21 protein-coding genes are annotated in these 23,657 nt (G+C 66.2%); 11 read left to right on the top strand and 10 right to left on the bottom strand.

The features are described from left to right. Positions 1–20 precede the first annotated feature (20 nt). From dapF to Q7514_RS02370, 3 genes are all read left to right on the top strand, one after another. On the top strand, positions 21–887 hold the full coding sequence (gene dapF / locus Q7514_RS02380) for a diaminopimelate epimerase (protein ID WP_330131649.1): 867 nt from the start codon (positions 21–23) through the stop codon (positions 885–887). A 73-nt stretch (positions 888–960) separates the two neighbouring features. Next, positions 961–2,424: a GTPase HflX gene (hflX, locus tag Q7514_RS02375; protein WP_330131648.1), complete on the top strand. Its 1,464-nt coding sequence runs from the start codon at positions 961–963 to the stop codon at positions 2,422–2,424. Continuing rightward, positions 2,424–3,494 (top strand): hypothetical protein, encoded by a 1,071-nt coding sequence (locus Q7514_RS02370; RefSeq protein WP_330131647.1) that lies wholly within the window; start codon positions 2,424–2,426, stop codon positions 3,492–3,494. The genes hflX and Q7514_RS02370 overlap by 1 nt, the downstream gene beginning before the upstream one ends. Before the next feature lie 11 nt (positions 3,495–3,505). On the opposite strand, the gene Q7514_RS02365 is transcribed toward Q7514_RS02370, so the two are convergent. The 4 genes from Q7514_RS02365 to Q7514_RS02350 are packed head-to-tail and all read right to left on the bottom strand — an operon-like array spanning position 3,506 to position 7,616. Further along, positions 3,506–3,763 (bottom strand): HPr family phosphocarrier protein, encoded by a 258-nt coding sequence (locus Q7514_RS02365; protein WP_330131646.1) that lies wholly within the window; start codon positions 3,761–3,763, stop codon positions 3,506–3,508. Positions 3,764–3,790: 27 nt separating this feature from the next. Continuing rightward, positions 3,791–5,848 carry a PTS fructose transporter subunit IIABC gene (locus Q7514_RS02360; protein ID WP_330131645.1) on the bottom strand — a complete coding sequence of 686 codons (2,058 nt, stop codon included), beginning with the start codon at positions 5,846–5,848 and terminating at the stop codon, positions 3,791–3,793. Then, positions 5,848–6,852 (bottom strand): 1-phosphofructokinase, encoded by a 1,005-nt coding sequence (gene pfkB, locus Q7514_RS02355; RefSeq protein WP_330131644.1) that lies wholly within the window; start codon positions 6,850–6,852, stop codon positions 5,848–5,850. Before pfkB ends, Q7514_RS02360 begins: the two co-directional genes overlap by 1 nt. Continuing rightward, positions 6,849–7,616 (bottom strand): DeoR/GlpR family DNA-binding transcription regulator, encoded by a 768-nt coding sequence (locus tag Q7514_RS02350; protein ID WP_330131643.1) that lies wholly within the window; start codon positions 7,614–7,616, stop codon positions 6,849–6,851. Before Q7514_RS02350 ends, pfkB begins: the two co-directional genes overlap by 4 nt. Positions 7,617–7,728: 112 nt before the next feature. On the opposite strand from Q7514_RS02350, the gene ptsP reads away from it, so the two are divergent. The 3 genes from ptsP (at position 7,729) to Q7514_RS02335 (ending at position 12,005) form a co-directional block, all read left to right on the top strand. Then, positions 7,729–9,396 (top strand): phosphoenolpyruvate--protein phosphotransferase, encoded by a 1,668-nt coding sequence (gene ptsP, locus Q7514_RS02345; protein WP_330131642.1) that lies wholly within the window; start codon positions 7,729–7,731, stop codon positions 9,394–9,396. A gap of 103 nt (positions 9,397–9,499) precedes the next feature. Continuing rightward, on the top strand, positions 9,500–10,756 hold the full coding sequence (locus Q7514_RS02340; protein WP_330131991.1) for a uracil-xanthine permease family protein: 1,257 nt from the start codon (positions 9,500–9,502) through the stop codon (positions 10,754–10,756). Positions 10,757–10,862: 106 nt separating this feature from the next. After that, positions 10,863–12,005, top strand: a complete 1,143-nt coding sequence (locus tag Q7514_RS02335; RefSeq protein ID WP_330131641.1) for an acyl-CoA dehydrogenase family protein — start codon at positions 10,863–10,865, stop codon at positions 12,003–12,005. A 126-nt stretch (positions 12,006–12,131) separates the two neighbouring features. Here Q7514_RS02335 and lexA read toward each other — a convergent pair whose 3' ends face one another. After that, positions 12,132–12,842 carry a transcriptional repressor LexA gene (gene lexA, locus Q7514_RS02330; RefSeq protein WP_330131640.1) on the bottom strand — a complete coding sequence of 237 codons (711 nt, stop codon included), beginning with the start codon at positions 12,840–12,842 and terminating at the stop codon, positions 12,132–12,134. 187 nt (positions 12,843–13,029) lie between these two features. On the opposite strand from lexA, the gene Q7514_RS02325 reads away from it, so the two are divergent. Next, a complete protein-coding gene (locus Q7514_RS02325; protein ID WP_330131639.1) occupies positions 13,030–13,395 on the top strand; it encodes a hypothetical protein in 366 nt (121 codons plus the stop codon). Positions 13,396–13,585: 190 nt separating this feature from the next. Continuing rightward, positions 13,586–14,062: a transcriptional regulator NrdR gene (gene nrdR, locus Q7514_RS02320; RefSeq protein WP_054718166.1), complete on the top strand. Its 477-nt coding sequence runs from the start codon at positions 13,586–13,588 to the stop codon at positions 14,060–14,062. A gap of 26 nt (positions 14,063–14,088) precedes the next feature. Here the strand turns inward: nrdR and hrpA are convergent, their stop codons facing one another. Both hrpA and Q7514_RS02310 read right to left on the bottom strand, forming a co-directional pair. Further along, positions 14,089–17,982, bottom strand: a complete 3,894-nt coding sequence (gene hrpA, locus Q7514_RS02315) for an ATP-dependent RNA helicase HrpA (protein ID WP_330131638.1) — start codon at positions 17,980–17,982, stop codon at positions 14,089–14,091. Positions 17,983–18,045: 63 nt separating this feature from the next. Beyond that, entirely contained in the window at positions 18,046–18,993 is a 948-nt protein-coding gene (locus Q7514_RS02310; RefSeq protein ID WP_330131637.1) for a TIGR03621 family F420-dependent LLM class oxidoreductase, read from the bottom strand. Between the two features lie 123 nt (positions 18,994–19,116). On the opposite strand from Q7514_RS02310, the gene Q7514_RS02305 reads away from it, so the two are divergent. Beyond that, positions 19,117–20,310 (top strand): aminotransferase family protein, encoded by a 1,194-nt coding sequence (locus Q7514_RS02305; protein ID WP_330131990.1) that lies wholly within the window; start codon positions 19,117–19,119, stop codon positions 20,308–20,310. 9 nt (positions 20,311–20,319) lie between these two features. Here Q7514_RS02305 and Q7514_RS02300 read toward each other — a convergent pair whose 3' ends face one another. Next, positions 20,320–20,583 (bottom strand): hypothetical protein, encoded by a 264-nt coding sequence (locus tag Q7514_RS02300; RefSeq protein WP_330131636.1) that lies wholly within the window; start codon positions 20,581–20,583, stop codon positions 20,320–20,322. 42 nt (positions 20,584–20,625) lie between these two features. On the opposite strand from Q7514_RS02300, the gene Q7514_RS02295 reads away from it, so the two are divergent. Further along, positions 20,626–21,342 carry a hypothetical protein gene (locus Q7514_RS02295; RefSeq protein ID WP_330131635.1) on the top strand — a complete coding sequence of 239 codons (717 nt, stop codon included), beginning with the start codon at positions 20,626–20,628 and terminating at the stop codon, positions 21,340–21,342. Positions 21,343–21,419: 77 nt separating this feature from the next. Here Q7514_RS02295 and Q7514_RS02290 read toward each other — a convergent pair whose 3' ends face one another. Together Q7514_RS02290 and Q7514_RS02285 are read right to left on the bottom strand one after the other, a co-directional pair. Then, entirely contained in the window at positions 21,420–21,959 is a 540-nt protein-coding gene (locus Q7514_RS02290) for a carboxymuconolactone decarboxylase family protein (protein ID WP_054716159.1), read from the bottom strand. Then, positions 21,956–22,546 carry a peroxiredoxin gene (locus Q7514_RS02285; RefSeq protein WP_054716170.1) on the bottom strand — a complete coding sequence of 197 codons (591 nt, stop codon included), beginning with the start codon at positions 22,544–22,546 and terminating at the stop codon, positions 21,956–21,958. Before Q7514_RS02285 ends, Q7514_RS02290 begins: the two co-directional genes overlap by 4 nt. 176 nt (positions 22,547–22,722) lie before the next feature. Here Q7514_RS02285 and Q7514_RS02280 point away from each other — a divergent pair, with 176 nt between their 5' ends. Further along, positions 22,723–23,652, top strand: coding sequence for a LysR substrate-binding domain-containing protein (locus tag Q7514_RS02280; protein WP_330131634.1), 930 nt, complete (start codon positions 22,723–22,725; stop codon positions 23,650–23,652). Positions 23,653–23,657: the final 5 nt, after the last annotated feature.

Genomic DNA, 23,657 nt, shown 5'->3' with positions numbered 1-23,657 from the left:
CTCTCGCTAAGGTTGACGGCATGGAGTTCAGCAAAGGCCACGGCACCGAGAACGATTTCGTGATCCTTCCCGATCCCGATGCCCGGCTGACCCTCACATCCGACCGAATCGCAGCGCTGTGTGATCGACGTCGCGGACTCGGAGCCGACGGTGTGCTGCGTGTCGCGCGTACCGGAGCACTGGTCGACTCCGGTCTGCTCGATGCGCTCCCGGACGGTACGAACGCCGACGACTGGTTCATGGACTACCGCAACGCCGACGGGTCGATCGCCGAGATGTGCGGCAACGGGGTACGGGTGTTCGCGCACTACCTCACAGCCGAGGGACTCGAGAGCCGGGAGAACTTCGTCGTCGGGTCGAGGGCGGGCGGAAAACCCGTGCAGGTCCACTCGACCGGACCGGTTGCGGGCGAGGTCACCGTGGAGATGGGGCGGGTCGCACAACTCGGCGAGTCGTCCGCCACAATCGACGGCCGCGTCTATCCCGGAATCGGTATCGACGTCGGCAACCCGCACCTGGCCTGTGTCGATCCGAACCTGACCGGCGCGAGCCTCGTCGCACTCGATCTCACCGCGCCCGGGTACGACCCCGGATTCTTCCCGCAGGGCGTCAACATCGAATTCCTGACCCCGATCGAGTCGGGAGCCGTCGACATGCGTGTGCACGAGCGGGGCGTCGGCGAGACACGCTCGTGCGGCACCGGCACGGTGGCGGCCGCCGCAGCAGCCCTGCGGCACGACGGTGCCGACGCCGGTGTCGTCCGAGTGCGGATCCCTGGCGGTGCCGTGGAGGTGCGGATCGAGGACGAACACGCCTGGTTGCGGGGGCCGTCGGTGCTCGTCGCGCACGGCGCGATCAGCGACGAATGGTGGTCGGCGCTCGCGTGAGCACCGTACGATCCCGGGACGTCCGAAAAACTCGAATGCACCGAATCGGGCTTCGTGGGACTATGGGACCTGTATGACGAACACATCGCGCACTCGCAACACGACAGACGACACCGATCGCACCGGGTACGACGGTCCCGAAGGCTGGGCCCACGACGATCCCTCGGTGGGCGAGATGCAGCTCGAAGACCGCAGCGCCCTCCGGCGCGTCGCGGGTCTGTCCACCGAACTCGAAGACATCACCGAGGTCGAATATCGCCAGCTCCGTCTCGAACGGGTCGTGCTGGTCGGTGTGTGGACCGGTGGCACCGCCGCCCAGGCCGATGCGAGCCTTGCCGAGCTCGCTGCACTCGCCGAAACCGCGGGCTCCGAGGTGCTCGAGGGGATGGTGCAGCGCCGCGACAAGCCGGACGCCGCCACCTACATCGGTTCGGGCAAGGCCGAGGAGCTACGCGAGATAGTGCTCGCTACCGGCGCCGACACCGTGATCTGCGACGGCGAACTCACTCCCGCTCAGCTCACCGCGCTGGAGAAGGTCGTCAAGGTCAAGGTCATCGACCGGACGGCGCTCATCCTCGACATCTTCGCCCAACACGCGACCTCACGTGAAGGTAAGGCCCAGGTCTCTCTCGCGCAGATGGAGTACATGTTGCCGCGGTTGCGTGGCTGGGGCGAATCGATGTCGCGTCAGGCAGGCGGTCGGGCCGGAAGCAACGGCGGCGTGGGTCTTCGCGGTCCCGGTGAAACCAAGATCGAAACCGACCGTCGCCGAATCCGGGAGCGGATGGCGAAGCTGCGCCGCGAGATCAAGGGAATGAAGGCGGCCCGCGACACGAAGCGGACTCGCCGGCTGCGCAACGGGATCCCGTCTGTTGCGATCGTCGGCTACACCAACGCCGGCAAGTCGAGTCTGCTGAACCGGCTCACCGGCTCGGGTGTCCTGGTGGAGAACGCACTGTTCGCCACCCTGGACCCGACGACACGACGCGCGGCACTACCCGACGGCCGGGAATTCGTCCTGACCGACACGGTCGGATTCGTGCGTCACCTGCCGACTCAGCTCGTGGAGGCATTCCGGTCGACGCTCGAAGAGGTCGCCGACGCCGATCTTCTGCTGCACGTGGTCGACGGATCGGATCCGCTTCCGACCGAGCAGATCAAGGCGGTCCGCGAGGTCATCACCGATGTTCTTCGCGAATCCGACGGCCCACCGCCGCCCGAGTTGATCGTCGTCAACAAGGTCGATGCGGCCGACCCGGTCACCCTGACCCAGCTGCGCGGTCTCCTGACCGACTCGGTGTTCGTGTCTGCGTACACCGGCGAGGGCATCGAAGAACTGCGCGAACGGCTCGGGCGTCTGCTCGAGGACCCGGACGTGGAGGTGAAGGTCCTCGTGCCGTACACCCGCGGCGACCTGCTGTCCCGAATCCACTCCGACGGCCAGATCCTCCATTCCGCGCACGAGGCCGACGGCACCCGTGTGCACGCCAAAGTTCCGCGGGCGCTCGCCTCCGCATTGGACGAGTACGCCGCCTGATGGGGTCGCTGCGCGACGCCGGTGTCACGACCGTCGTTGCGCTCGTCTGCGCACTGCCGGGTGCGGCGCCGGCTGCGGCGGACGTCGCAGAAGTCCCGGTCGCGGACTTTCCGGCGGAGGTGCTGTGTACGCCGGACGATCCTGCCTTGGTCGAACTGTCCGGACTCGCCGTGATCGGCGGGCGGCTGTTCGCTACACCTGACGCGGGCGCAGACGAGTCGGTGGTCGAACTCGACGCGGACTGCGCAGTGGTGCAACGGTTTCCGGTCCCGGTGGACCCCTACGACATCGAAGACCTCGCGGCCGGCCCAGACGGTAGATTGTGGCTCGCGGACATCGGAGACAATACCTCCGTGCGACAGACGGTGGCACTGATCTCACTCGACCCTGCCAGCGGCACCGGCGACCTTCACCGACTGACCTACCCGGACGGTCCACGCGACGCGGAGGCCCTGCTGGTCTCCGTGAGCGGGGAACCGGTGATCGTGACCAAGGCGTTGTTCGGTGCGAGCGGCGTGTATCGGCCGGTGCGCGGTCGGACGGTCGACCGGCTCGAGACGCCGGGGCCGGTGCCGCTCGAGAAGATCGGTTCTCTTTCCCTCGGTCCCACCGATACCCCCGGGGGCCCGCTCCCAGGGGCGTCGTCGACGTTGATCACCGGCGGCGCAGTGAGTACGGACGGCACAGTCGCGGCTGTTCGTACCTACACCGACGTCTACGTCTTCCACGCGCCGGACTCGGATCTCGCGGCCGCGATCGCTGCGGGTCCGGTCTTTCGGATCCCCGTTCCCGACGAACCTCAGGGTGAGGCGATGGCGTTCACCGACGCGGGCGACCTGTTGACGGGATCCGAGGCGATCCTCCAGGGCGGCGCCGTCACCGGTGAGCGGCCTCCGATCCAGGTGTTTCGTGGGGTGGCCGACTACTTCACCGGCGATCCGGGGACGGAGGCCGAGTCCGACCCCGGATCGGGCGATGCCGGGCGGATCGGAGCCGCCGCGGCGGTCGGCTCGGTGATCCTGATCGCAGCTGCCGCGCTCGTGTGGCGTCTGCGCGCCCGGCGTACCTGACCGTCCGAGCGTCAGGCGTCGAGGTCAGCGGCGACGAGTTCGCTGACGTGCGCGAGGACGGACTCGTCGTCGCACTGGACCGTGACCGCGACACCTTGTGAGGCTCCGAGTGTCATGATCATCAAGGCGGATCCCGCATCGACGGGATCGCCTCCGTCGACCGACAGCGTCACCGGAACTCCTGCGGCAACGACGGCTTCGGCGATGATTCCGGCGGGACGTGCGTGCAGGCCGATGGACGAGCCGACCTTGACGGTATTGGCGGGCATGGGAGCTCCTTTTGTAGGGTGGGGGAATCAGACGGCGGCCGGCTGAGATCCGGCTTCAGGTGCTGCGGGACTGCGGGATTCGGAACGTGTGAACTCCTTCGCGAGGGTGACGCTGAGCGCGGCGACGACCGTGCCCACCACGAGTGCGACGAAGAACCACAGCACGCGATCCATCGCGAAGACCACGAAGATGCCACCGTGAGGTGCGCTCAGCGTCACATCGGTTGCCATGATGATGCCGCCGGTGACAGCGCCGCCGAGCATCATCGACGGAATCACCCGGAACGGATCCGCTGCTGCGAAGGGGATGGCGCCTTCCGAGATGAAGGAGGCGCCGAGAAGCCATGCGGCTTTGCCGTTCTCACGTTCGGCTGCGCTGTAGAGTCGCGGCCGAATCAGTGAGGAGAGCGCCATCGCGAGTGGAGGCACCATACCGGCCGCCATCACGGCGGCCATGATCTGCAGCGACGCATGGTTGGAGACGTCGAGGCCTGCCACGGCGAACGCATACGCCGCCTTGTTGACCGGTCCTCCGAGGTCGAAACACATCATGAGACCGAGGATGACGCCGAGCGCTACGGCAGAGCCGCCGGACAGTCCGTTGAGCCAGTCGGTGAGGCCGGTGGTGATCGCGGCGAGCGGCCTGCCCAGGACGAGGAACATGAGTCCGCCGACGATCAGGCTCGCGAGCAGGGGAATGATCACCACGGGCATCAGCCCACGTGCCCACGTCGGCAGTGGAATCCGACCGACCCACAAGGCTGCGAAACCGGCGATGAGTCCGCCGACCAGACCGCCGATGAACCCGGCCCCGACGAATACCGCGACGGCACCGGCGGTGAAGCCGGGCGCGAGACCGGGGCGATCGGCGATCGCGTAGGCGATGTACCCGGCAAGCGCGGGTACGAGGAAGGAGAACGCGAGCGAGCCGATCTGGTACAGCACGGCGCCGAGGTAGATCGCGATTCCGCCGTCCGGCAGATTCGTCAGCGAATTGTCCACGACGATGGTGGACGCGGAGTCGGAGATGTCGTAGCCACCGAACAGGAACCCGAGGGCGATGAGCAGACCACCGGCTGCGACGAACGGGATCATATAGCTGACACCGGTGAGCAGGATCTGCCTCAGCCGGGTGCCCCAGCCGATGTCGGCGGAATCGGTGTCGCCGGTGGTGTCCGTCGCACCCGCCTCGACCCGGGGTGCGTTCGGATCAGCGCCCGCACGCAGGGCTTCGGCGACCATCACATCCGGCTCGTTGATCGCGCGCTTGACGCCGGACGCGATCACCGGCTTGCCCGCGAACCGCTCTTTTCCCTTGACTCCGACATCGGTCGCGAAGATGACGGCGTCCGCGGCAGCGATGACGGATGCCGGAATCGGTGTACTTCCGCTCGAACCTTGCGTCTCGACGTGCAGCGCGACTCCGGCGCGCTCGGCTGCCGCCGTGAGCGCATCGGCCGCCATATAGGTGTGCGCGATTCCTGTGGGGCACGCGGTGACCGCGACCACGGACCGCTCGGACCGCTCGGACGGTTCGGACTCGGGTGGTTCCTGACTTCCGTCGATCGACCCTGTGGTGTCCTCGGTCGGCGGAGCAGTGGGAGCCGCAGGCAGGACGTCTTCGACCAACGCGATCACGTCGTCGGGGCCGGGCGCGGCGCGTAACGCTGACACGAAATCGGGCCGGACGAGTGCGCGAGCCAGAGCGGTGAGAAGACGCATGTGATCGGCGCCGGCGCCTTCGGGGGCGGCGATGAGGAACACCAGGTCGGCAGGACCGTCGGGAGCGCCGAAGTCGACCTTCGGCGAGAGTCTGGCGAATCCGAGCGACGGGGTGGTGATCGTCTCGTGCCGACAGTGGGGGATCGCGATTCCGCCGGGCAGTCCGGTCGCCGATTTGGTCTCGCGATCGAGTACGGCGCCGGCGAGTGCGTCGCGATCGGTCGCGCGACCCGCAGCTGTGAGCCGGTCGGCCAGTGCCGTGATCACCGACTCCTTGTCGGAACCGAGGTCGGCGTCGAGTGCGATGAGCCGGGAATCGATGATCGCCGGGCTACGGGCAGGGCCGGAAGCGCTGTCTGACATCACATGTCCTTACGGGAGAGTGGGCGATTCGTGCGGTCGGGGTCGTCTGGTACGGGTTCGGTGGCAACGGCGGAGGTGTCGATGGAGTCGGGGCCTGGAATACGCGTCCCGGGCAGAGCGACTGCGGCGCTGCCGTACGCGACAGCGTGGCGGAGTCGGTCGGCCGGCGCGGCGCCCGCCCGCTCGGCGACGAGGTAGCCGGCGAGCGAGGAATCACCGGCCCCGACGGTGCTGCGGGCGACAACCGGAGGGGGTGTGGCACGCCAGACCCCCTCGGACGTGACCAGCACGGCGCCAGCAGAGCCGAGGGTGGCGAGCACGGCTCCCACACCCCGTGCCACGAGCACGCGCCCGGCCTTCGCGACGGATCCGACGTCGCCGCGCGAAGCGTCGTCCTCGAGCGACTTCGCGTCGCAGCCGGTCAGTTGGGCGAGCTCGTCGGAATTCGGCTTGATGAGATCGGGAGCGGTCTCGGGGAATCCGACTGCAAGGGCGAGCAACGGAGCTTCCGAGGTGTCGACTGCGACGCGGCATCCGGTGGGTCGCAGTGCGCGTACGAGATCTGCATAGAACTCGTCCGAAACGCCGGGTGGAAGTGAGCCGGACAGCACGACCCAATCGGCGGCCCGAGCATTCTCGACCATCGCCTCGACCAGTTCCGTTCGGGTGGCGGCCGGGCACGGGGCGCCGGGCTCGTTGAGTTTCGTCGTAGTTCCGTCGGATTCGGCGATGGTGATATTCGTACGGGCATCCGCGGATGTCGGCACCGCGCGGTATGGAATTCCGCGCTCGTCCAAGGCCGCGAGCAGCGGGTCGCCGGGGTTGCCGGGCAGCACTGCGAGAACGTCGTGGCCCGCTCGATGCAGGACACGTGCGACATTGATTCCTTTGCCGCCGGGATCGACTGTCGCGCCGGTGGCACGGTGCACGGTCCCGCGTCGGAGCGGTCCGTCCAGATCGACAGTGCGGTCCAGGCTGGGATTGGCGGTCAGTGTGACGATCATGCCGTCACCACCTCGATTCCGTGGTCGGTCAGGCGGTCTCGATCTGCGTCGTCGAGGTCTGTGTCGGTCACCAGGACGTCGACGGCATCGAGTGGTGCGAAGCTCAAGAGGTGGCGTCGGCCGATCTTCGACGAATCCGCAACGACGACCACCCGGTCGGCGCAGCGAACCATCGCGCGTTTGACAGCGGCCTCGTCCGAGTCGGGCGTGGACAGCCCGTGTTCGATCGTGAGGGCATTCGTTCCGATGAACGCCACATCCACGTTGAGGATCTCCAGAAAGCGAAGGGCTTCCGGCCCTACGGCGGCCTGGGTGGTGCCGCGTACCCGACCACCGATCAAGTGCAGCCGCACCGACCCGATCCCTGCCAGACGCGCGGCAATCGGCACCGAGTTGGTTGCGACCGTGATCTCGGTATCGCCCGGTAGGGCGGCGGCGACTCTGCTGGTGGTGGTGCCGGCATCGAGGATCACGCTTCCTCCCGAGCCTGGGCGGAAGCGTGCCGCTGCCGCTGCGATCCGGTCTTTGTGGCCCGCACGGGTGTTGTCCCGTTCGGCAAGTCCGGGCTCGGACACTGTGAGCGCCGCCGCGGGAACCGCCCCACCGTGTACGCGCCGGACGTGTCCGAGTCGTTCGAGGAGCGCGAGGTCGCGGCGCACGGTCTCCGATGTGACGTCATATCGCTCGGCGAGATCGGTGACGGACACGCGGCCCTGGCGGCCTATCAAGTCCGCGATCGCCTGCTGACGTTCCTCTGGGTACACCTGAACCCCTTGCGCTCGATGTTGGATAATGTTGTTTTACGCCCGTATGTGTTGACATGTCAATGCCTACGGGTAATCTGAGTCACAGATGAAGTCGTGGTGAGGAGACGGAATGACGAACGAGGCACCAGTTCTGCAGGGCACGCCGGTGGTGCCCGGGATCGGATACGGGCCGGTCATCAGGCCGGCCCCGCGTCCCCAGATCACCACGTCGTCGGATGTTGTTCCCGATACTGCGCGAGAAGCCGAGGCTGCTCGGTTCGAAGCAGCCGTTGACGTGGTTGCAGCTCGTCTGCGGGCGCGAGCCGCACGCGCTTCAGGAGCTGCCGCGGAAGTGCTCCAGGCCAACGCGGTGCTGGTGGAGGACCGCGCGTGGCGCGGGGCGGCGGAGGGGAAGATCCGAGCGGGAGCGGACGCCGTGGCCGCCACTGTCGGCGCGACCGCCCAGTTCGTCACGATCTTCGAGAAGATCGGCGGACTACAGGCGGAGCGGGTCACCGACCTGATCGACATCCGTGACCGAGTGCTCGCCCAATTGAACGGCGAGCCCGAGCCCGGCATCGACATACCCGAGGTTCCCTCGGTCCTGCTGGCCGACGACCTCGCGCCGGCCGACACCGCCGCTCTCGACCCCGCACTTGTCGTCGCAATAGCGACAACCCTCGGCGGACCCACCAGTCACACCGCGATCATCGCGCGGCAACTGGGTATCCCGTGCATCGTCGCGGCGGCCGGCATCGACGACATCGAGGCCGGAACCGCTGTCCTGGTCGACGGCGGGACCGGGCAAATCGTGGTCGAACCGGACCACGAGGATGCGGAAGCTGTCATCGAGAGAGACAGGGCGGACCGTGCCCGCATCGCGATGTGGACCGGACCCGGACAGACTTCCGACGGGCACCCGATCGCGATCCTCGCCAACGTCCAGGACGGTGCCGGCGCACGCGCCGCTCGGTCGACTCCGGCCGAAGGCGTGGGCTTGTTCCGTACCGAATTGTGTTTCCTCGATCGCGATACAGAACCGACCGTCGATGAGCAGATCGACATCTACTCTGCGGTGTTCGAGGCGTACCAGGGCCGCAAGGTCGTGCTCCGGACCCTCGACGCGGGTTCCGACAAGCCGCTGCGATTCGCCGACCACCCGGACGAGCACAACCCCGCGCTCGGTGTCCGAGGCATCCGTATCGCCGCAGCGGCCCCAGGAATCCTCGAACGGCAACTCGACGCGGTCGCTGCCGCCGCGGAACGCACCGGTGCTAGGCCATGGGTGATGGCTCCGATGATCGCCACCGTGGCCGAAGCAGCAGCGTTCGCCGAACAGGTCCGCTCCCGGAACCTGGTACCCGGCGTGATGATCGAGGTGCCGTCCGCGGCGTTGCTCGCCGACCGCGTGCTCACCCACGTCGATTTTCTCTCGATCGGGACGAACGACCTCGCGCAGTACACGATGGCGGCAGACCGCATGTCGCCGGCATTGGCGTCGCTGACCGATGCTTGGCAGCCGGCGGTGCTGGCCCTCGTCGCGCGCACGGCGGAGGCGGGTTCCGTCGCTGGCAAGCCCGTGGGGGTGTGCGGCGAGGCCGCCGCAGATCCGCTCCTCGCCTGCGTTCTCGTGGGAATGGGCGTGTCGTCGCTGTCGTGCGCGGCATCGGCAGTTGCCTCGGTCGGTGCGCGACTGTCAGCGGTGACCGCCGCGCAGTGTCAGGATGCTGCGCAGGCAGTCCTGAGCACCGACGACCCGCCAGCGGCGCGCGCTGCGGCGTCGCGCATCCTCGGCTGAGGTAGAAAGCGGCGTTGAACTTTCTCGACCGGTGTCACATGCGCCTTTCCCGAGTCTTACGATCTCCGTCGTGAGTGAACGCGTGCGGCCGACGAGTCGCAACATGGGATTCGGCTGGGAACTGCACGGTGACGGGCGACAGATCAATGCCGGGGCGGTCGTCGCTCCCGACGAGCGGCTGTCGTGGCCGCGCACCGTCGGCATCGGAATGCAGCATGTGATCGCCATGTTCGGTGCCACCCTGCTGGTGCCCACGATCACCGGATTCCCGGTGACAACCACGTTGCTGTTCTCCGGTATCGGCACGGTGTTGTTCCTGCTCATCACCCGAGGACGCGTACCGAGCTATCTCGGATCGTCCTTCGCGTTCATCGCACCCCTGACGGCATCGGCGGGGAGCGGTCCGGCCGCGCAGCTCGGCGGTATCGTGGCGGCCGGCGTCGTGCTCGCCGTCGTCGGCCTGATCGTCAAGGCGCTCGGCTCGCGGGTGATCGACGCCGTGATGCCCCCTGTCGTGACCGGCGCCGTGGTCGCACTGATCGGTCTCAACCTCGCACCGACCGCTGCCGGATCGTTCGAAGCCCAACCGTTGATCGGTACGGTGACGCTCGTATCGATCCTCGTGGTGACGGTGCTCGGCCGCGGCCTTCTCGGCCGGCTGGGCATCCTCGTCGGCGTGGTCATCGGATGGATCTTCGCATGGGTCACCGGAGGCCTTGCGCCCGACCGAGTCGATGCACTGAAGGCGGCAGCCTGGTTCGGCCTGCCCGAATTGCGCGCACCGACCTTCGAGTTGTCGGTTGTGCTGCTCGCCTTGCCGGTGGTCATCGTCCTGGTCGCGGAGAACGTAGGTCACGTCAAGGCTGTTGCCGCAATGACGGGCCGCAATCTCGACGATGTCGCAGGCGACGCACTGCTCGCCGACGGTCTGGCCACCACGCTCGCGGGAGCAGGCGGAGGATCGGGAACCACCACGTACGCCGAGAACATCGGTGTGATGGCCGCGACCCGGGTGTATTCGACGGCCGCGTACTGGGTGGCTGCAGTGACCGCGGTGATTCTGGCGTTCTCCCCGAAATTCGGGGCACTCGTGTTCACAGTGCCCGACGGCGTTCTGGGCGGTGCCACGCTCGTCCTGTACGGGTTGATCGGACTTCTGGGCGTGCGGATCTGGATGGATGCGAAGATCGACTTCACCGACCCGGTGAATCTCACGGTCGTGGCGGCTGCACTTGTTGCAGGTATCGGCGACCTGACGCTCTCTATCGGATCGGTCGAGCTCGGCGGGATCGCATGGGGTTCGATGGGAATCCTCGTGGCATACCCGATCCTTCGTCGATTGGCTGATCTGCGCCGCTGACGATCGAGGTTGTCGCGGTCACAAAATCCGCTCGCTCCTGTCAGCGTCACGGTCAGGCCGCGTGCATACCGTGGGTATGTCCACGTCGTCACTGACAGGAGCGCAGATGGAACGCACCCTTTTCGAGCCCGAACACGACCTGTTCCGTGAGTCGTACCGGAAGTTCCTCGAACAGGAGGTGGCACCCTTCCACGAGCAGTGGGAGAAGGACAAGATCGTCGATCGTGAGGTGTGGAAGAAGGCGGGCGCCCAAGGCTTCCTGGGAATGGCGGTGCCCGAAGAGTTCGGTGGCGGCGGCGTCGACGATTTCCGCTACAACGTCGTCCTGACGGAGGAGACCACCCGCGGTGGATACAGCGGGGTCGGTTTCATGTTGCACAACGACGTCGTGGCACCGTACCTGCTGAATCTCGCGAACCAGGAGCAGAAGAAGCGGTGGCTCCCCGGATTCTGCTCGGGCGAGATCATCACGGCGATCGCGATGACCGAGCCCGGTACCGGCAGCGATCTCCAAGGCATCAAGACCCGCGCGGTTCGCGACGGTGACGATTGGGTCCTGAGTGGATCCAAGACGTTCATCACCAACGGGATCAACGCCGACCTGGTGATCGTGGTTGCCTGCACCGACCCGGAGAAGGGGGCACAGGGATTCTCCCTACTCGTCGTCGAACGCGGTATGCCCGGCTTCGAGCGTGGCCGCAACCTCGACAAGATCGGTCTCGATGCGCAGGATACCGCCGAGCTGAGCTTCGACGAGGTGCGTGTCCCCGCCGCCAATATGCTCGGCGAAGAGGGCCTGGGGTTCATCTACCTGATGCAGAATCTTCCGCAGGAGAGGCTCTCGATCGCTGTGGTCGCGGCCGCAGCGATGGAGCAGGTTCTCGAGGATACAATCCAGTACTGCCGCGATCGGAAGGCATTCGGTAAGCCGATCGGACGGTTCCAGAACAGCCGATTCGAGCTCGCCGAGCTGTCGACGGAAGCTCTGCTTGCTCGAGTGTTCGTGGACAAGTGCGTCGAGCTGCTCAATGCCGGTGCCCTCACTGTGCAGGAAGCAGCGATGGCCAAGTACTGGACCACGGACAAGCAGGTCGAGCTCATCGACCGCTGCCTCCAATTGCACGGCGGCTACGGATACATGCGTGAGTACCCGATTGCCAAGGCGTACCTCGATTCTCGGGTCCAGAAGATCTACGGCGGTACCAACGAGATCATGAAGGAGGTCATCGGCCGCGGTCTGGACATCTGATCGACGCGCGGTTGATCGCAGATGCACAGCGCGAGGCCGGTGTGGGTCCACCGAGATGGACCCACACCGGCCTCGGCGTGTCGGAATGGGTAGGAACCGCCCCTGGTGTGCGGCCGAATGCGCGGGTCAGAGCTTGCGGATGACCGTGACCACTTTGCCGAGAATGACGGCGTCGTTACCGGGGATCGGTTCGAACATCGGGTTGTGCGGCATCAGCCAGACATCGTTCTTCACCCGCTTGAACGTCTTGACCGTGGCCTCGCCGTCGAGCATGGCTGCGACGATGTCGCCGCTCTCGGCTACATTCTGCTGGCGAACCACGACCCAGTCGCCGTCGCAGATCGCCGCGTTGATCATCGATTCACCGACAACCTTCAGTAGGAACAACGACCCCTGGCCCACGACCTCGCGGGGCAGCGGGAAGACGTTCTCGATGGCCTCCTCCGCGAGGATCGGGCCGCCCGCTGCGATCCGTCCGACCACGGGAACGAGTGCGGCCGACGGGATGTCGTCGGAGGGGACCGCCGGGATCACCTCGCCGACGACGTCGGAGGCTACCTGCGGATCGTCGAATCCTCGTACGTCCACCGCGCGGGGGCGATTGGGGTCGCGGCGCAGCAGACCCTTGCGCTCGAGCGTGCGTAGCTGGTGTGCGACCGAGGACGTGCTGTTGAGGCCGACCGCGTCTCCGATCTCTCGGATGCTCGGCGGGTATCCCCTTTCGGCGACCGATGTGCGAATTACCTCGAGGACGCGGCGTTGACGCTCGGTGAGCGCCGTGCCGTCGGTGCCGGACGACTTCTTCGGCCGGCTGGTCGCGGAGCTGGCGTCCGTCATGGTCGTGACCTCCGTGCGTCGAGTTTCTGATGTGTTGCGTGTGATCTCTCGAATCTAACCGGATCCGTGCGGTATATCAAACATCTGTTCGAGATTGTTTCGAACAAACCAGCGACGCGGATCACCTCCGCGTGATAGAAACTTCGAACAGGTATTCGTTCGAATGTGTGGGCGAACCTATCGACCCATGACTGCCACGGAGGATCCGATGGGCACAGCACTGTTGACGGAATTCCGGACCACCGCGCCGATCGGCACGATCGAGATCGCGCCGGCTGCATCACCACTGTGGGCGGGAGGCGACCATCGATACCCGGTGCGGTACGCGGGGACGTCCTGCGCTCACCCGCCCGCTGTCCGCGCCGGCCACGGGCACGCGCTGTGGCAGGTGCTCGCCACGGTGGTGTTCACGGCCGTCGCGGTCACGGCGATCCTGTGCATCGCGCATATCCGTACGAGCCAGGTCGTAGCGGAAGCCGCTCACTCGATACCGGTCGTGACCGACGCAGCGTCGCCCGCTGGGGCAGGGGAAGCGGTCACCGGTGGTAGATGACGGTGCGGTGAAGACCCACCCGGACTCGAAGAGCACACCACACGTGCGGGTATTGTCTGAATCTGTCAGTCACACCACCCCGTGTGGTCGCGTCGGGACGACCCTGCCCCCGGGCGAGATCGATCCTACGAACACGGCATCGTTTCGTCGGCGACGTCGCGGCCATCACGGCAGCGACGAAGGAATCGACATGTACTGCCCGTATTGCCGGCACCCCGACTCGAGGGTCGTCGATTCGCGCGAAGCCGACGAGGGCGCCGCGATTCGCCGCCGTCGGGCCTGCCCGGAGTGCGGTCGCCGATTCACCACGGTCGAGGCCGCCGTGCTGTCCGTTGTCAAGCGCAGCGGCGTGACCGAGCCCTTCAGCAGAGAGAAGGTCGTGCGCGGCGTCGCGCGCGCCTGCCAAGGACGTGATGTCGACAACGACGCCCTGAACAAGCTTGCGCAACAGGTCGAAGACGCTGTGCGCGCCAAGGGGGCACCGGAGGTTCCCAGCCACGAGGTGGGGCTTGCGATACTCGGACCGCTGCGCGACCTCGACGAGGTCGCCTACCTCCGATTCGCCTCGGTATACCGGTCGTTCAGCTCCGCCGAGGATTTCGAACGCGAGATCACCGAGTTGCGCGAACACCAACGCACCCGCGATGTCGCCGCCGACATGGACTGACCTGGCCGGACTCGGGGTCTGCCTCGTCAGCGGATCGAATCGATGGCCTTGAGTACCCGTTTCTCCGACACCGGACCCCGCGTGCCCATTCCCTGGGCGAACAGGCTCACGCGAAGTTCCTCGATCATCCAGTAGACGTCCACGACGTCGCGCGCGGTTCGGCGTTCCTCGGGTAACCGTGTGAGTAGCTTGTCGTAGGCCGCGTACACCCGATCGAGGATGTCCATGGCCTGCGCGTCGCGATTCGCACTTGCCGGCAGCGCTTCGAGGCGCTGGGCGGCGGCAGCGAGATACCGTGGAAGGTCGGCCAGGCGACGAGTGCCCAGGTCTGTGACGAACCCGGCGAAGAGCAACGAGGACAGTTGCTCTCGGACGTCGTCAGCAGCCTCGTCGCGAACCCGATCGAGCAGCACGCCGACCTCATGAGCCTTGCTCAGTGCCGGGACCACCGATTTCAGCAGGTGCGCGACGCGCCGGGGAAGTTCGCTGCGTACGACCGCGGCTAGCGCCTCGAATTCCTCGGGTGACCGTACCGGTTTCCCGTGTGCATCGATCAATTCATCGACCGCGCACGCCCGGCAGTCCTCGACGAGAGCGTCGAACGAACCGTCCGGGTTGCGGCCGAGTGCCAGTCGCTCCGAATTCGTCAACCCGGAGGTCACGACCTTCGCCTTGGTGGGTGCAGCGGCGAGGAGGAGCGCGCGCAACCCGGCGCGGGTGGCGGCGCGTTGTGCCTGTGGCGTGGCCAGAACGCGTACCGCCACACCCTCGCCCTCGGACACCAGAGCGGGATAGCCGGTCACCTGTTGTCCGCCGACCTCGCGTGTGACCGTCTGCGGCAGGGTGCCGAGGGTCTCGGCGGTCCATACGACCGTCGGTGCGCGTTCGGTGCCCGAGGCTGCGCGCGCGACCTCGGCGTCGACTCGTGTCGAGAGCTGCTTTCGCAGCGCGGTGACGCTCTTGCTGCGGCCCAGCACCTTTCCGTTCTCGTCGACAGCAGCGAACGTCATCTTCAGGTGATCGGGCAGTGCCGATGGGGTGAAGTCGCTCGGTTCGATCCTGCAGTTCCCGAGCCGCGACAACTCGCGGGCGAGCGCGTTGACGAGAGGTTCACTACGCGCGGTCACCGAGGCGAGGGCGGCCTTCGCGAAATCGGGTGCCGGAACCACCTGGCGTCGAATCTGTTTCGGCAGGCCCTTGATCAGGGCGGTGACGAGTTCGTGCCGAAGTCCCGGGACGAGCCAGTCGAATCCGACGGGTCGGACTCCCGCGAGCAGCGCCAACGGGATCCTGGCGGTGACTCCGTCGTCCTCGGTGCCGGGCTCGAACTGGTAGGTCAGGCGGAATTGCAGCTCGCCCTGACGCCATGCGTCGGGATAGTCGCCTTCCAGAACCGTGGCCGCGTCCTGGTTGACCACCGTCTCGGGCGTGAAGGTCAGCAGATCCGGTTGCTCCTGCCGGGCCTTCTTCCACCAGGTGTCGAAATGCCTGGCCGAGACGATTTCCGGCCCCACACGCCGGTCGTAGAACTCGAACAGTGTGTCGTCGTCGACGACGAGGTCCCGCCGCCGCGCGCGGTGTTCGAGTTCTTCGACGTCGTCGAGCAATGCCCAGTTCTCGTGGAAGAATTTGTGACGGGTCTGCCACTCGCCCTGTACGAGTGCGTGCCTGATGAACAGCTCGCGCGAGACCTCGGGATCGATCCGTCCGTACTGCACCCGTCGTTGCGCGACAAGCGGGATGCCGTAGAGCGTGACGCGCTCGTACGCCATCGCCGCCTGCTGCTTCGTCGACCAATGCGGCTCGGAGTAGGTGCGCTTGACCAGGTGCGGTGCGAGCTTCTCCGCCCACTCGGGTTCGATCCGCGCCGCCATCCGGCCCCACAGCCGCGACGTCTCGACCAGTTCGCCGGCCATGACCCACCGCGGTGGTTTCTTGAACAGGGACGAGCCGGGGAAGATCGCGAAGCGGGCCCCGCGCGCGCCCAGGAAGTCGCGTTTGTCGCCTTCGCGCAGCCCGACATGTGAGAGCAGGCCGGCGAGCAGCGACTGGTGGATTGCGTCGTCGGAGACCTCCTGATGCGTGGTCTCCCAACCCAGGCCCAGCGTGATCTGGCGAAGCTGCCCCTGTAGATCCTGCCACTCCCGGATGCGCATCCAGTGGAGGAACTCGGCACGACACAACTTTCGGAACTGATTGGACGACAGCTCTTTCCGCTGTTCCTTGAGGTAGTCCCACAGGCGGAGGAAGGCGAGGAAATCCGATCCGTCGACATTGAACCGCGCATGCTTCTCGTCCGCGGCCTGCTGATGTTCGGTGGGCCGCTCGCGGACATCTTGGATCGACAACGCCGACACGATGATGAGGACCTCGCGCAGACATCCATTGCGGTGGCCCTCGACGATCATGCGCGCCATGCGGGGATCGACGGGCAGCCGCGCGAGTTCCCGGCCGGTACCGGTCAAACGCGGGGTTTCGTCCTTTCCGGCGGGTTCGATCGCGCCCAGTTCGTGCAGCAGCGCGACACCGTCGCGGATCGCGCGTGGGTCGGGCGGCTCGACGAACGGGAACGAGGCGATATCGCCGAGACCGAGTGCCGTCATCTGCAGGACGACCGACGCGAGATTGGTGCGCAGGATCTCGGGCTCGGTGAACTCGGGGCGCGACTCGAAATCGTCCTCCGAGTAGAGACGGATACAGATGCCGTCGGCGACACGACCGCAGCGACCGGCACGCTGCCGAGCGGACGCCTGGGAGATCTCCTCGATGGGTAGTCTCTGGACCTTCGTCCGCACCGAGTACCGCGAGATGCGGGCAGTTCCGGGGTCGACGACGTAGCGGATGCCGGGCACCGTCAACGAGGTCTCGGCGACGTTGGTCGACAGCACTACGCGCCGTCCGCTGTGACCGGTGAAGACACGATGCTGTTCGGCAGCAGACAGTCGACCGTAGAGGGGAAGGATTTCGGTGTTGCGCAACTTGCGGTCGCGCAGTGCGTCGGCGGTGTCGCGGATCTCGCGCTCACCCGACAGGAACACGAGGATGTCGCCGTCGCCGGCCGACTGCAGTTCCTCGACCGCCTCGCACACAGCGTCGACGGGGTCGCGGTCGACGAGTTCGTCACCCCGCTCGACGGTCAGCGGACGGTACCGCACCTCTACCGGATACGTGCGCCCGGAGACCTCGACGATAGGAGCCGGCGTCCCGTCCGCGTCCGCGAAGTGCGTGGCGAACCGCTCCGGGTCGATCGTCGCCGAGGTGATGATCACCTTCAGGTCGGGTCGGCGCGGGAGCAGCTGCGCGAGATACCCGAGGAGGAAATCGATGTTGAGGCTGCGTTCGTGCGCCTCGTCGATGATCAGGGTGTCGTAGCGGCGCAGCATACGGTCGCGCTGGATCTCGGCGAGCAGAATGCCGTCGGTCATCAGCTTGACCAGGGTGTGATCGGATACCTGGTCGGTGAAGCGCACTGTGTAGCCGACGGTGTCGCCGAGTTCGGAATCGAGTTCTTCCGACAGACGCTCGGCCACTGCACGCGCCGCGATACGACGGGGCTGGGTGTGCCCGACGAGGCCGCGCACACCGCGTCCGAGTTCGAGACAGATCTTCGGGATCTGAGTGGTCTTGCCGGACCCCGTCTCACCCGCAACCACGACGACCTGGTGGTCGCGGATCGCGTCCGCGATGTCGTCCTTGCGCTGGGAGACCGGAAGGTCTTCCGGATACCGGATCGGGGGGACGGACTGGATGCGCTGGCTCTGGCGGGCCCGCGCGGAATCGATCTCGCGGGCGATCTTGGCGAGTGCGTCGTCGCCGCGGGCTCGATCGAGACGGCGGCGGAACCGATGTTCGTCGCTGAGCGACACCTCGGCCAGGGCTGCGCGAAGCTCGCGACGGTTCGGGGCAGGAGAGATGGACATGCTGGTCACACAGCCTAGCGACTGTCGAGGTCGCGCGGCGACACCGGTGGGCGAACGAGTACGTCAGCCGGCAAGCGTCCGCGTCCGCGCCATGACCGGTGCGAACGCTTCTCGATAGGGCGCATGCACCGTGTAGTGCGACAACCCGAGCCGGTCACGGTTGTCGAGGATTTGTCGTGCCATCTCCTCGACAGTGCCGATCAGGAGGAAAGGCGAATCGAGGAGCCGGTCGACCGGCATCTCGAGGCCGGTGCGCCGAAGCAGCGCTTCCGCCGTGCCACGCCTGTCCTCGGTTTCACAGACGGCCTGCAACAGGGTGTGCCACTCGATGTTGTTCGCCCGGTCGCCGGCACAGTCGCGAGTGAAGGCGACTCGTGCTGCGGCCTCCGCGGCAGTGCCGATCCGGAAGGTGCCCGGTGGTCGGCCTCGGATCTGGAACGCGCCGGCGATACTGACGATGTCCGCGTACTCGGCCGCGACCCGCAGGATGCGCTCACCGGTACCACCGACGATCAGCGGTGGTCCCTGATGGCCGAATCCACGGCGCTGGATCGGCCGCAGGACAGGGATGTCGTACTCCGCGCGGAGCGGTTCCTGCTCCGAATACCCGTCGCCGCCGAAGTGGTCCCGGAGCGTGGTGATCGTCGATTCGAGCCGGCGCGTGCGTGCGGTGAAACCCTCCCATTCGATACCGGACCGGTCGAACTCCCACTTCATGTGTCCCGCTCCGAGCCCGATCTCGAGGCGGCCGTCGGTGAGAATGTCCGTGGTCGCGATATCGCGTGCCAGCAATACCGGGTTCCAGAATTCGACATTGAGCACCAGGGTGCCCACGCGCAGACGACGGGTCGCGTCTGCCGCCGCGACAAGAAGCGGGAACGGTGACCCCACACCCAGGTGATCGGTCGCGTAGACGGCGTCGTAGCTCTCCCGTTCTGCGTCACGGCAGAAGGCGACGAATGCACGGCGGGATTCGAGACCGAAAATGTTGACCGAGAACCGGAACCTCATACGTCGAGGGTCTCTCCGAGCGGGCCGATCCGCCAGCCTCGGCGCGAGCCCATACGATGGCGGAAGACCGGTAGTTGTGGACAGGAGCTGGCTGTGGGTGCGTTGTGGCACGGATTCGCCGATATGGGTGTCGTGGAGCGGGATGGGGCCTTCGTAGTGGCCCGTGGAGAGGGCGCATACATCTGGGATGACGCCGGCACCCGCTATCTCGATGCGACGGCGGGATTGTGGTTCGCCAACGTCGGCCACGGTCGCACCGAGATCGGTGAGGCCGTTGCCGCGCAGCTCGCGAAGGTCGCGCACTTCTCGAATTTCGGTGATTTCGCTGCCGAACCCACGATCGCTCTCGCCGAGCGGCTCGCGGCAATCGCACCGGTCCCCGGCAGCAAGGTCTTCTTCACCTCGGGCGGCTCCGACTCGATCGATACCGCAGCGAAGCTCGCCCGCCGCTACTGGCAGGAGATCGGCAGGTCGAGCAAGATGCTGATCGTCAGCCGCGAGAAGGCGTATCACGGGATGCACGTCGGCGGTACATCGATGGCGGGTATCCCCGTCAACGCAGAGGGCTACGGCTCGCTGTGGGCCGACACCGCCACGGTGCCCTGGGACGACGCCAAAGGCCTGCTCGAACTCATCGAGAAGGTCGGGGCCGACAACATTGCTGCGTTCTTCTGCGAACCGATCATCGGCGCCGGCGGCGTGTACCTGCCGCCGGACGGCTACCTCACAGAGATCCGCGACATCTGCCGCGACCACGACATCCTGTTCGTCACCGACGAAGTGGTGACCGGGTTCGGCCGTATCGGCGGCTCGTGGTTCGCGTCGACCAGGTTCGATCTGCAGCCCGATATCGTGACGACAGCGAAGGGACTGACGTCGGGTTATCTGCCGATGGGTGCGGTGTTCGTGGCGCCGCGGGTCGCCGAACCGTTCTTCGCCGGTGGCGTGTGGTGGCGCCACGGCTACACCTACGGCGGTCACGCGGCGGCAGCCGCCGCCGCGCATGCCAACCTCGACATCTTCGAACGAGAGAGCCTGCTCGACGAATCCGCGCGCCTCGAGAAGACACTCCACGAGAAACTGGCTCCGCTCGCGAATCATCCGCGTGTTGCGGAGGTGCGTAGCGGGATCGGTGCGCTTGCGGCTGTGCAGCTCGCTGATCCAGGTGAGGCCCTGGGCTTCGTCAAAACCCTGCGGGAGTACGGTATCTCGGGCCGCGCAGCCGGTCAGGGCGCGATGCAGATCTCACCGTCGTTCGTCATGACGGACGAGCAGGTGCAGGATCTGGCCGACGGATTCGCCGCAGCACTGGGCTGACCGGATCAGTCAGCGTCGACTCCGGATCCGCCGCAACAGGCGGCGGATCCGTGGCGTTGCATTCATCGGAACCTCGGTCAGCGGCACTTCGTCGGTGCCGTCGCGCGCTGCGACCGCTCGTGCGTACCGTTCATGCAGGACCGACCGGATCTCCTCGGGGCTGTAGTCGCGACGCCTGCGTTCGTTGCGCAGGGTGATCGCACCGGTCGCCGCGACTCCCACGACGCCGGCGAGTCCGAGCAACTTCCACACCGTGCTGGTACGAAGGGCCATGCAGCGACCCTAACCGAGTGCGGTTCATGGCACGCTTTCCCCATGCATCCCCGAGGCCTTCTACAACCTGGTCCGACGCCGTCGCGCATCACTCTGGACGAGGCGGTGGATCTCACACGTACGGGCGACATCTGGGTCTTCCGCGGTACCAGTGGGGCGGACAGGGCCATCCAGACTCTCACCAATGCCCCTGTCAACCACGTAGGCATGACGGTGGCGTTCGCGGACCTGCCGCCGCTGATGTGGCATGCCGAACTGGGTCGGAGCCTGCCCGATATGTGGACGGGCCGGAAACAACGAGGCGTCCAACTTCACGATCTTCGCAGCGCGGTACAGGTGTGGGGGGCGCGCTACGGGCAGCGCGGTTGGCTTCGTCAACTCTCGGTTCCTGTCACCGGGGAACAAGAGGATCAGTTGCTGCGTACCATCGCTCGCCTGGACGGAACACCCTTCCCATCCACAGCGAAACTCGCCGGACGATGGTTCGCGGGTCGTGTGCCTCGACTGAAGCGACGCGAGTCCGGCCTCGAAAGTGCGTACTGTGCCGAGGTCGTCGCAGTGACGATGGAGGCGATGGGGCTGCTCGAACAGCGACGTCGCGGGAGCAGTTGGTACGACCCGGGGAGGTTCTGGAGCGGTGACAGATTGCCGCTGGCGCCCGGTGTCGAGTTCGGTGGTGAGATCGAAGTGGCACTCGGGACGAGTGATATCGCGGCAGGCGAGGCGCTCGGCGGAAATCAGCCGCACCCGACCCTATAGCCGTGTATCGCCGTGCAGCCCGGAGAACAAGAAAGGAGCCCCTCAGAAGAGGGACCCCTTTCCGACGATGCAGTAGATCAGGCGTTGGCGCCGGCGAGGATCTCGCTTGCGGTGATCGCCTGGGCCACGCCCTGGAGGGTCGCGGCGACCTTGACGGCCTCCCAGACCTGTTCCTTGGTGAGGCCCTCCTTGCGCACGACGCTGTCGTGCGCTGCGGTGCAGTCGTGGCATCCGTTGATCGTGGACACTGCCAGCGACCACAGCTCGAAGTCGGACTTCTCGACTCCGGGGCTGCCGATGATGTTCATCCGGAGACCCATACGCACCTGGGTGTATTCGTCGCCGAGGAAGCTCTTGGCCCGGTAGGCGACATTGTTCATGCCCATGATCGACGCTGCGCCGAGTGCGGCGTTGTACGCCTCCGCCGACAGCACATCAGCTGCTTCCTCAGAGATCTCCGCGAGCACGGTCGCCGACTTGGTGGCGGCCGCGGCCGCGAGGAACGTGCCCCACAGCTGCTGCTCGTTGAGCTCGGTCGAGCGAGCGAGCGAGCTCAGGTTGAGCTTGAGATCCTTCGCATACTCGGGAAGAGCGTTCTTCAGGTTGTCGACACTCACTGCAGCGCCGCCTTGACGAGCTCACCCGCGTTGAGGGTCGGGTCGTTCTTCTTCCAGTTGCACGCGCACAGCTCGTCGGACTGCAGGGCGTCGAGGACGCGGAGGACCTCGTCGACGTTGCGGCCCACGGAACCGGCGGTGACGGACACGAACTGGATCTCGTTGTTCGGGTCGATGATGAAGGTGGCGCGATCGGCAACACCGTCGGCGTTCAGGACGCCGGTGGCCGAGACGAGTTCACGGTTGAGGTCCGACAGCATCGGGAAGGGGAGGGTCTTGAGATCCTCGTGCTGTGCACGCCACTGGAAGTGCACGAACTCGTTGTCGACAGACGCGCCCAGGACCTGCGTGTCGCGGTCTGCGAACTCTTCGTTCAGCTTGCCGAATGCGGCGATCTCGGTGGGGCAGATGAAGGTGAAGTCCTTCGGCCAGAAGAAGACGACCTTCCACTTACCGGCGTAGTCATCGCTGGTGATGGTGGTGAAGTAGTCGTCGGGCTGCGCGGCGTCGACCTGCGACAGGTCGCCGCCGATGAGGGCCTTCAGGTTGAAAGCGGGGAACTGATCGCCGATGGTCAGCAATGCCATTTTCGGTCCTCTCGTGGGTGTCTCGTGAACAAGCGAGTCGATCGCGCACGCCACGCCCGATGACGTGGGTATGTGCATTACCGGACGATCCTTGCGGTCTGTTCTCCGGTATGAGATTCATCCTGCCGGAAAATTTTCAAAAGGTAAAGGTGATTACTCGCACTATACTGATAGGCGTGCCCGATCAGACTTATCACCCGACCCTGTCACAGCTGCGTGCGTTCGTGGCCGTCGCCACTTACAAGCACTTCGGAACGGCCGCAGCGCGTTTGAGTGTGAGCCAACCCACACTGTCGCAGGGGCTCGCGTCGCTCGAGAACGGGCTCGGCGTGCAGTTGATCGAGAGAAGTACCCGTCGCGTACTCGTCACCCCCGCCGGCGCGCGACTACTCGCCCAGGCCAAGGCGATTCTCGACGCTGCAGACGGATTCGTCGCCGCGGCGGCAGGCGTCTCCGACGGATTCTCGGGCCCGTTGAGGATCGGGCTGATTCCCACCGTTGCGCCCTATTTCCTTCCTGGTCTGCTCCCGGAATTCCGCACGCGCATGCCCAATCTCGCAGTGCACGTGATCGAGGATCAGACAGCCAGGCTCCTCGGGTCGTTGCGCTCGGGCACCTTGGACGTCGCCGTACTCGCGTTACCATCCGAGGTTGCCGGTGTCGTGGAGATTCCGCTGTACACCGAGGATTTCATCCTCGTCGTCCCCTCCGGCCATCCACTGGCCGGACGAGTGGACCTCCCACTGTCGATCCTCGACGAGCTACCACTGTTGCTGCTCGACGAGGGTCACTGCCTCCGTGACCAGACACTCGACCTGTGTCGATCCGTCGACGCCAGACCCGATGCAGGTGACACTCGCGCAACATCGCTGGCAACGGTGGTGCGCTGCGTCGCAGGTGGTCTCGGGGTCACGCTCGTTCCCGCATCGGCGATACCGGTGGAAACTGCCGGAGGTGATCTGGCCGTGGCGCACTTCGCTGCACCCGAGCCGGGGCGCACCATCGGTCTGGTCTTCCGGGCCTCGAGTGCCCGCGCCGACGACTACCGAGCGTTGGCGGACGTGTTGCGGTCGCAGGCACCGCCGCAGTCCCGCGCCATCGGCTGATCAGT

It is taken from the genome of Rhodococcus artemisiae (genome assembly GCF_036327795.1).
GTDB classification, from domain to species: Bacteria; Actinomycetota; Actinomycetes; order Mycobacteriales; family Mycobacteriaceae; genus Rhodococcus; species Rhodococcus artemisiae.
The sequence above is the reverse complement of the archived record's forward strand: the minus strand, read 5'-3'. Positions and strand labels throughout refer to the sequence as shown.

Coding starts and splice junctions, on each gene's coding strand:
- lexA (WP_330131640.1), bottom strand. CDS start 12,842: ATGACGGACGCCAGCTCCGCGACCAGCCGGCCGAAGAAGTCGTCCGGC.
- Q7514_RS02295 (WP_330131635.1), top strand. CDS start 20,626: ATGCATCCCCGAGGCCTTCTACAACCTGGTCCGACGCCGTCGCGCATC.
- Q7514_RS02335 (WP_330131641.1), top strand. CDS start 10,863: ATGGAACGCACCCTTTTCGAGCCCGAACACGACCTGTTCCGTGAGTCG.
- Q7514_RS02365 (WP_330131646.1), bottom strand. CDS start 3,763: ATGCCCGCCAATACCGTCAAGGTCGGCTCGTCCATCGGCCTGCACGCA.
- Q7514_RS02360 (WP_330131645.1), bottom strand. CDS start 5,848: ATGTCAGACAGCGCTTCCGGCCCTGCCCGTAGCCCGGCGATCATCGAT.
- hflX (WP_330131648.1), top strand. CDS start 961: ATGACGAACACATCGCGCACTCGCAACACGACAGACGACACCGATCGC.
- Q7514_RS02340 (WP_330131991.1), top strand. CDS start 9,500: ATGGGATTCGGCTGGGAACTGCACGGTGACGGGCGACAGATCAATGCC.
- ptsP (WP_330131642.1), top strand. CDS start 7,729: ATGACGAACGAGGCACCAGTTCTGCAGGGCACGCCGGTGGTGCCCGGG.
- pfkB (WP_330131644.1), bottom strand. CDS start 6,852: ATGATCGTCACACTGACCGCCAATCCCAGCCTGGACCGCACTGTCGAT.
- nrdR (WP_054718166.1), top strand. CDS start 13,586: ATGTACTGCCCGTATTGCCGGCACCCCGACTCGAGGGTCGTCGATTCG.
- Q7514_RS02285 (WP_054716170.1), bottom strand. CDS start 22,546: ATGGCATTGCTGACCATCGGCGATCAGTTCCCCGCTTTCAACCTGAAG.
- dapF (WP_330131649.1), top strand. CDS start 21: ATGGAGTTCAGCAAAGGCCACGGCACCGAGAACGATTTCGTGATCCTT.
- Q7514_RS02310 (WP_330131637.1), bottom strand. CDS start 18,993: ATGAGGTTCCGGTTCTCGGTCAACATTTTCGGTCTCGAATCCCGCCGT.
- Q7514_RS02300 (WP_330131636.1), bottom strand. CDS start 20,583: ATGGCCCTTCGTACCAGCACGGTGTGGAAGTTGCTCGGACTCGCCGGC.
- Q7514_RS02325 (WP_330131639.1), top strand. CDS start 13,030: ATGACTGCCACGGAGGATCCGATGGGCACAGCACTGTTGACGGAATTC.
- hrpA (WP_330131638.1), bottom strand. CDS start 17,982: ATGTCCATCTCTCCTGCCCCGAACCGTCGCGAGCTTCGCGCAGCCCTG.
- Q7514_RS02305 (WP_330131990.1), top strand. CDS start 19,117: ATGGGTGTCGTGGAGCGGGATGGGGCCTTCGTAGTGGCCCGTGGAGAG.
- Q7514_RS02370 (WP_330131647.1), top strand. CDS start 2,424: ATGGGGTCGCTGCGCGACGCCGGTGTCACGACCGTCGTTGCGCTCGTC.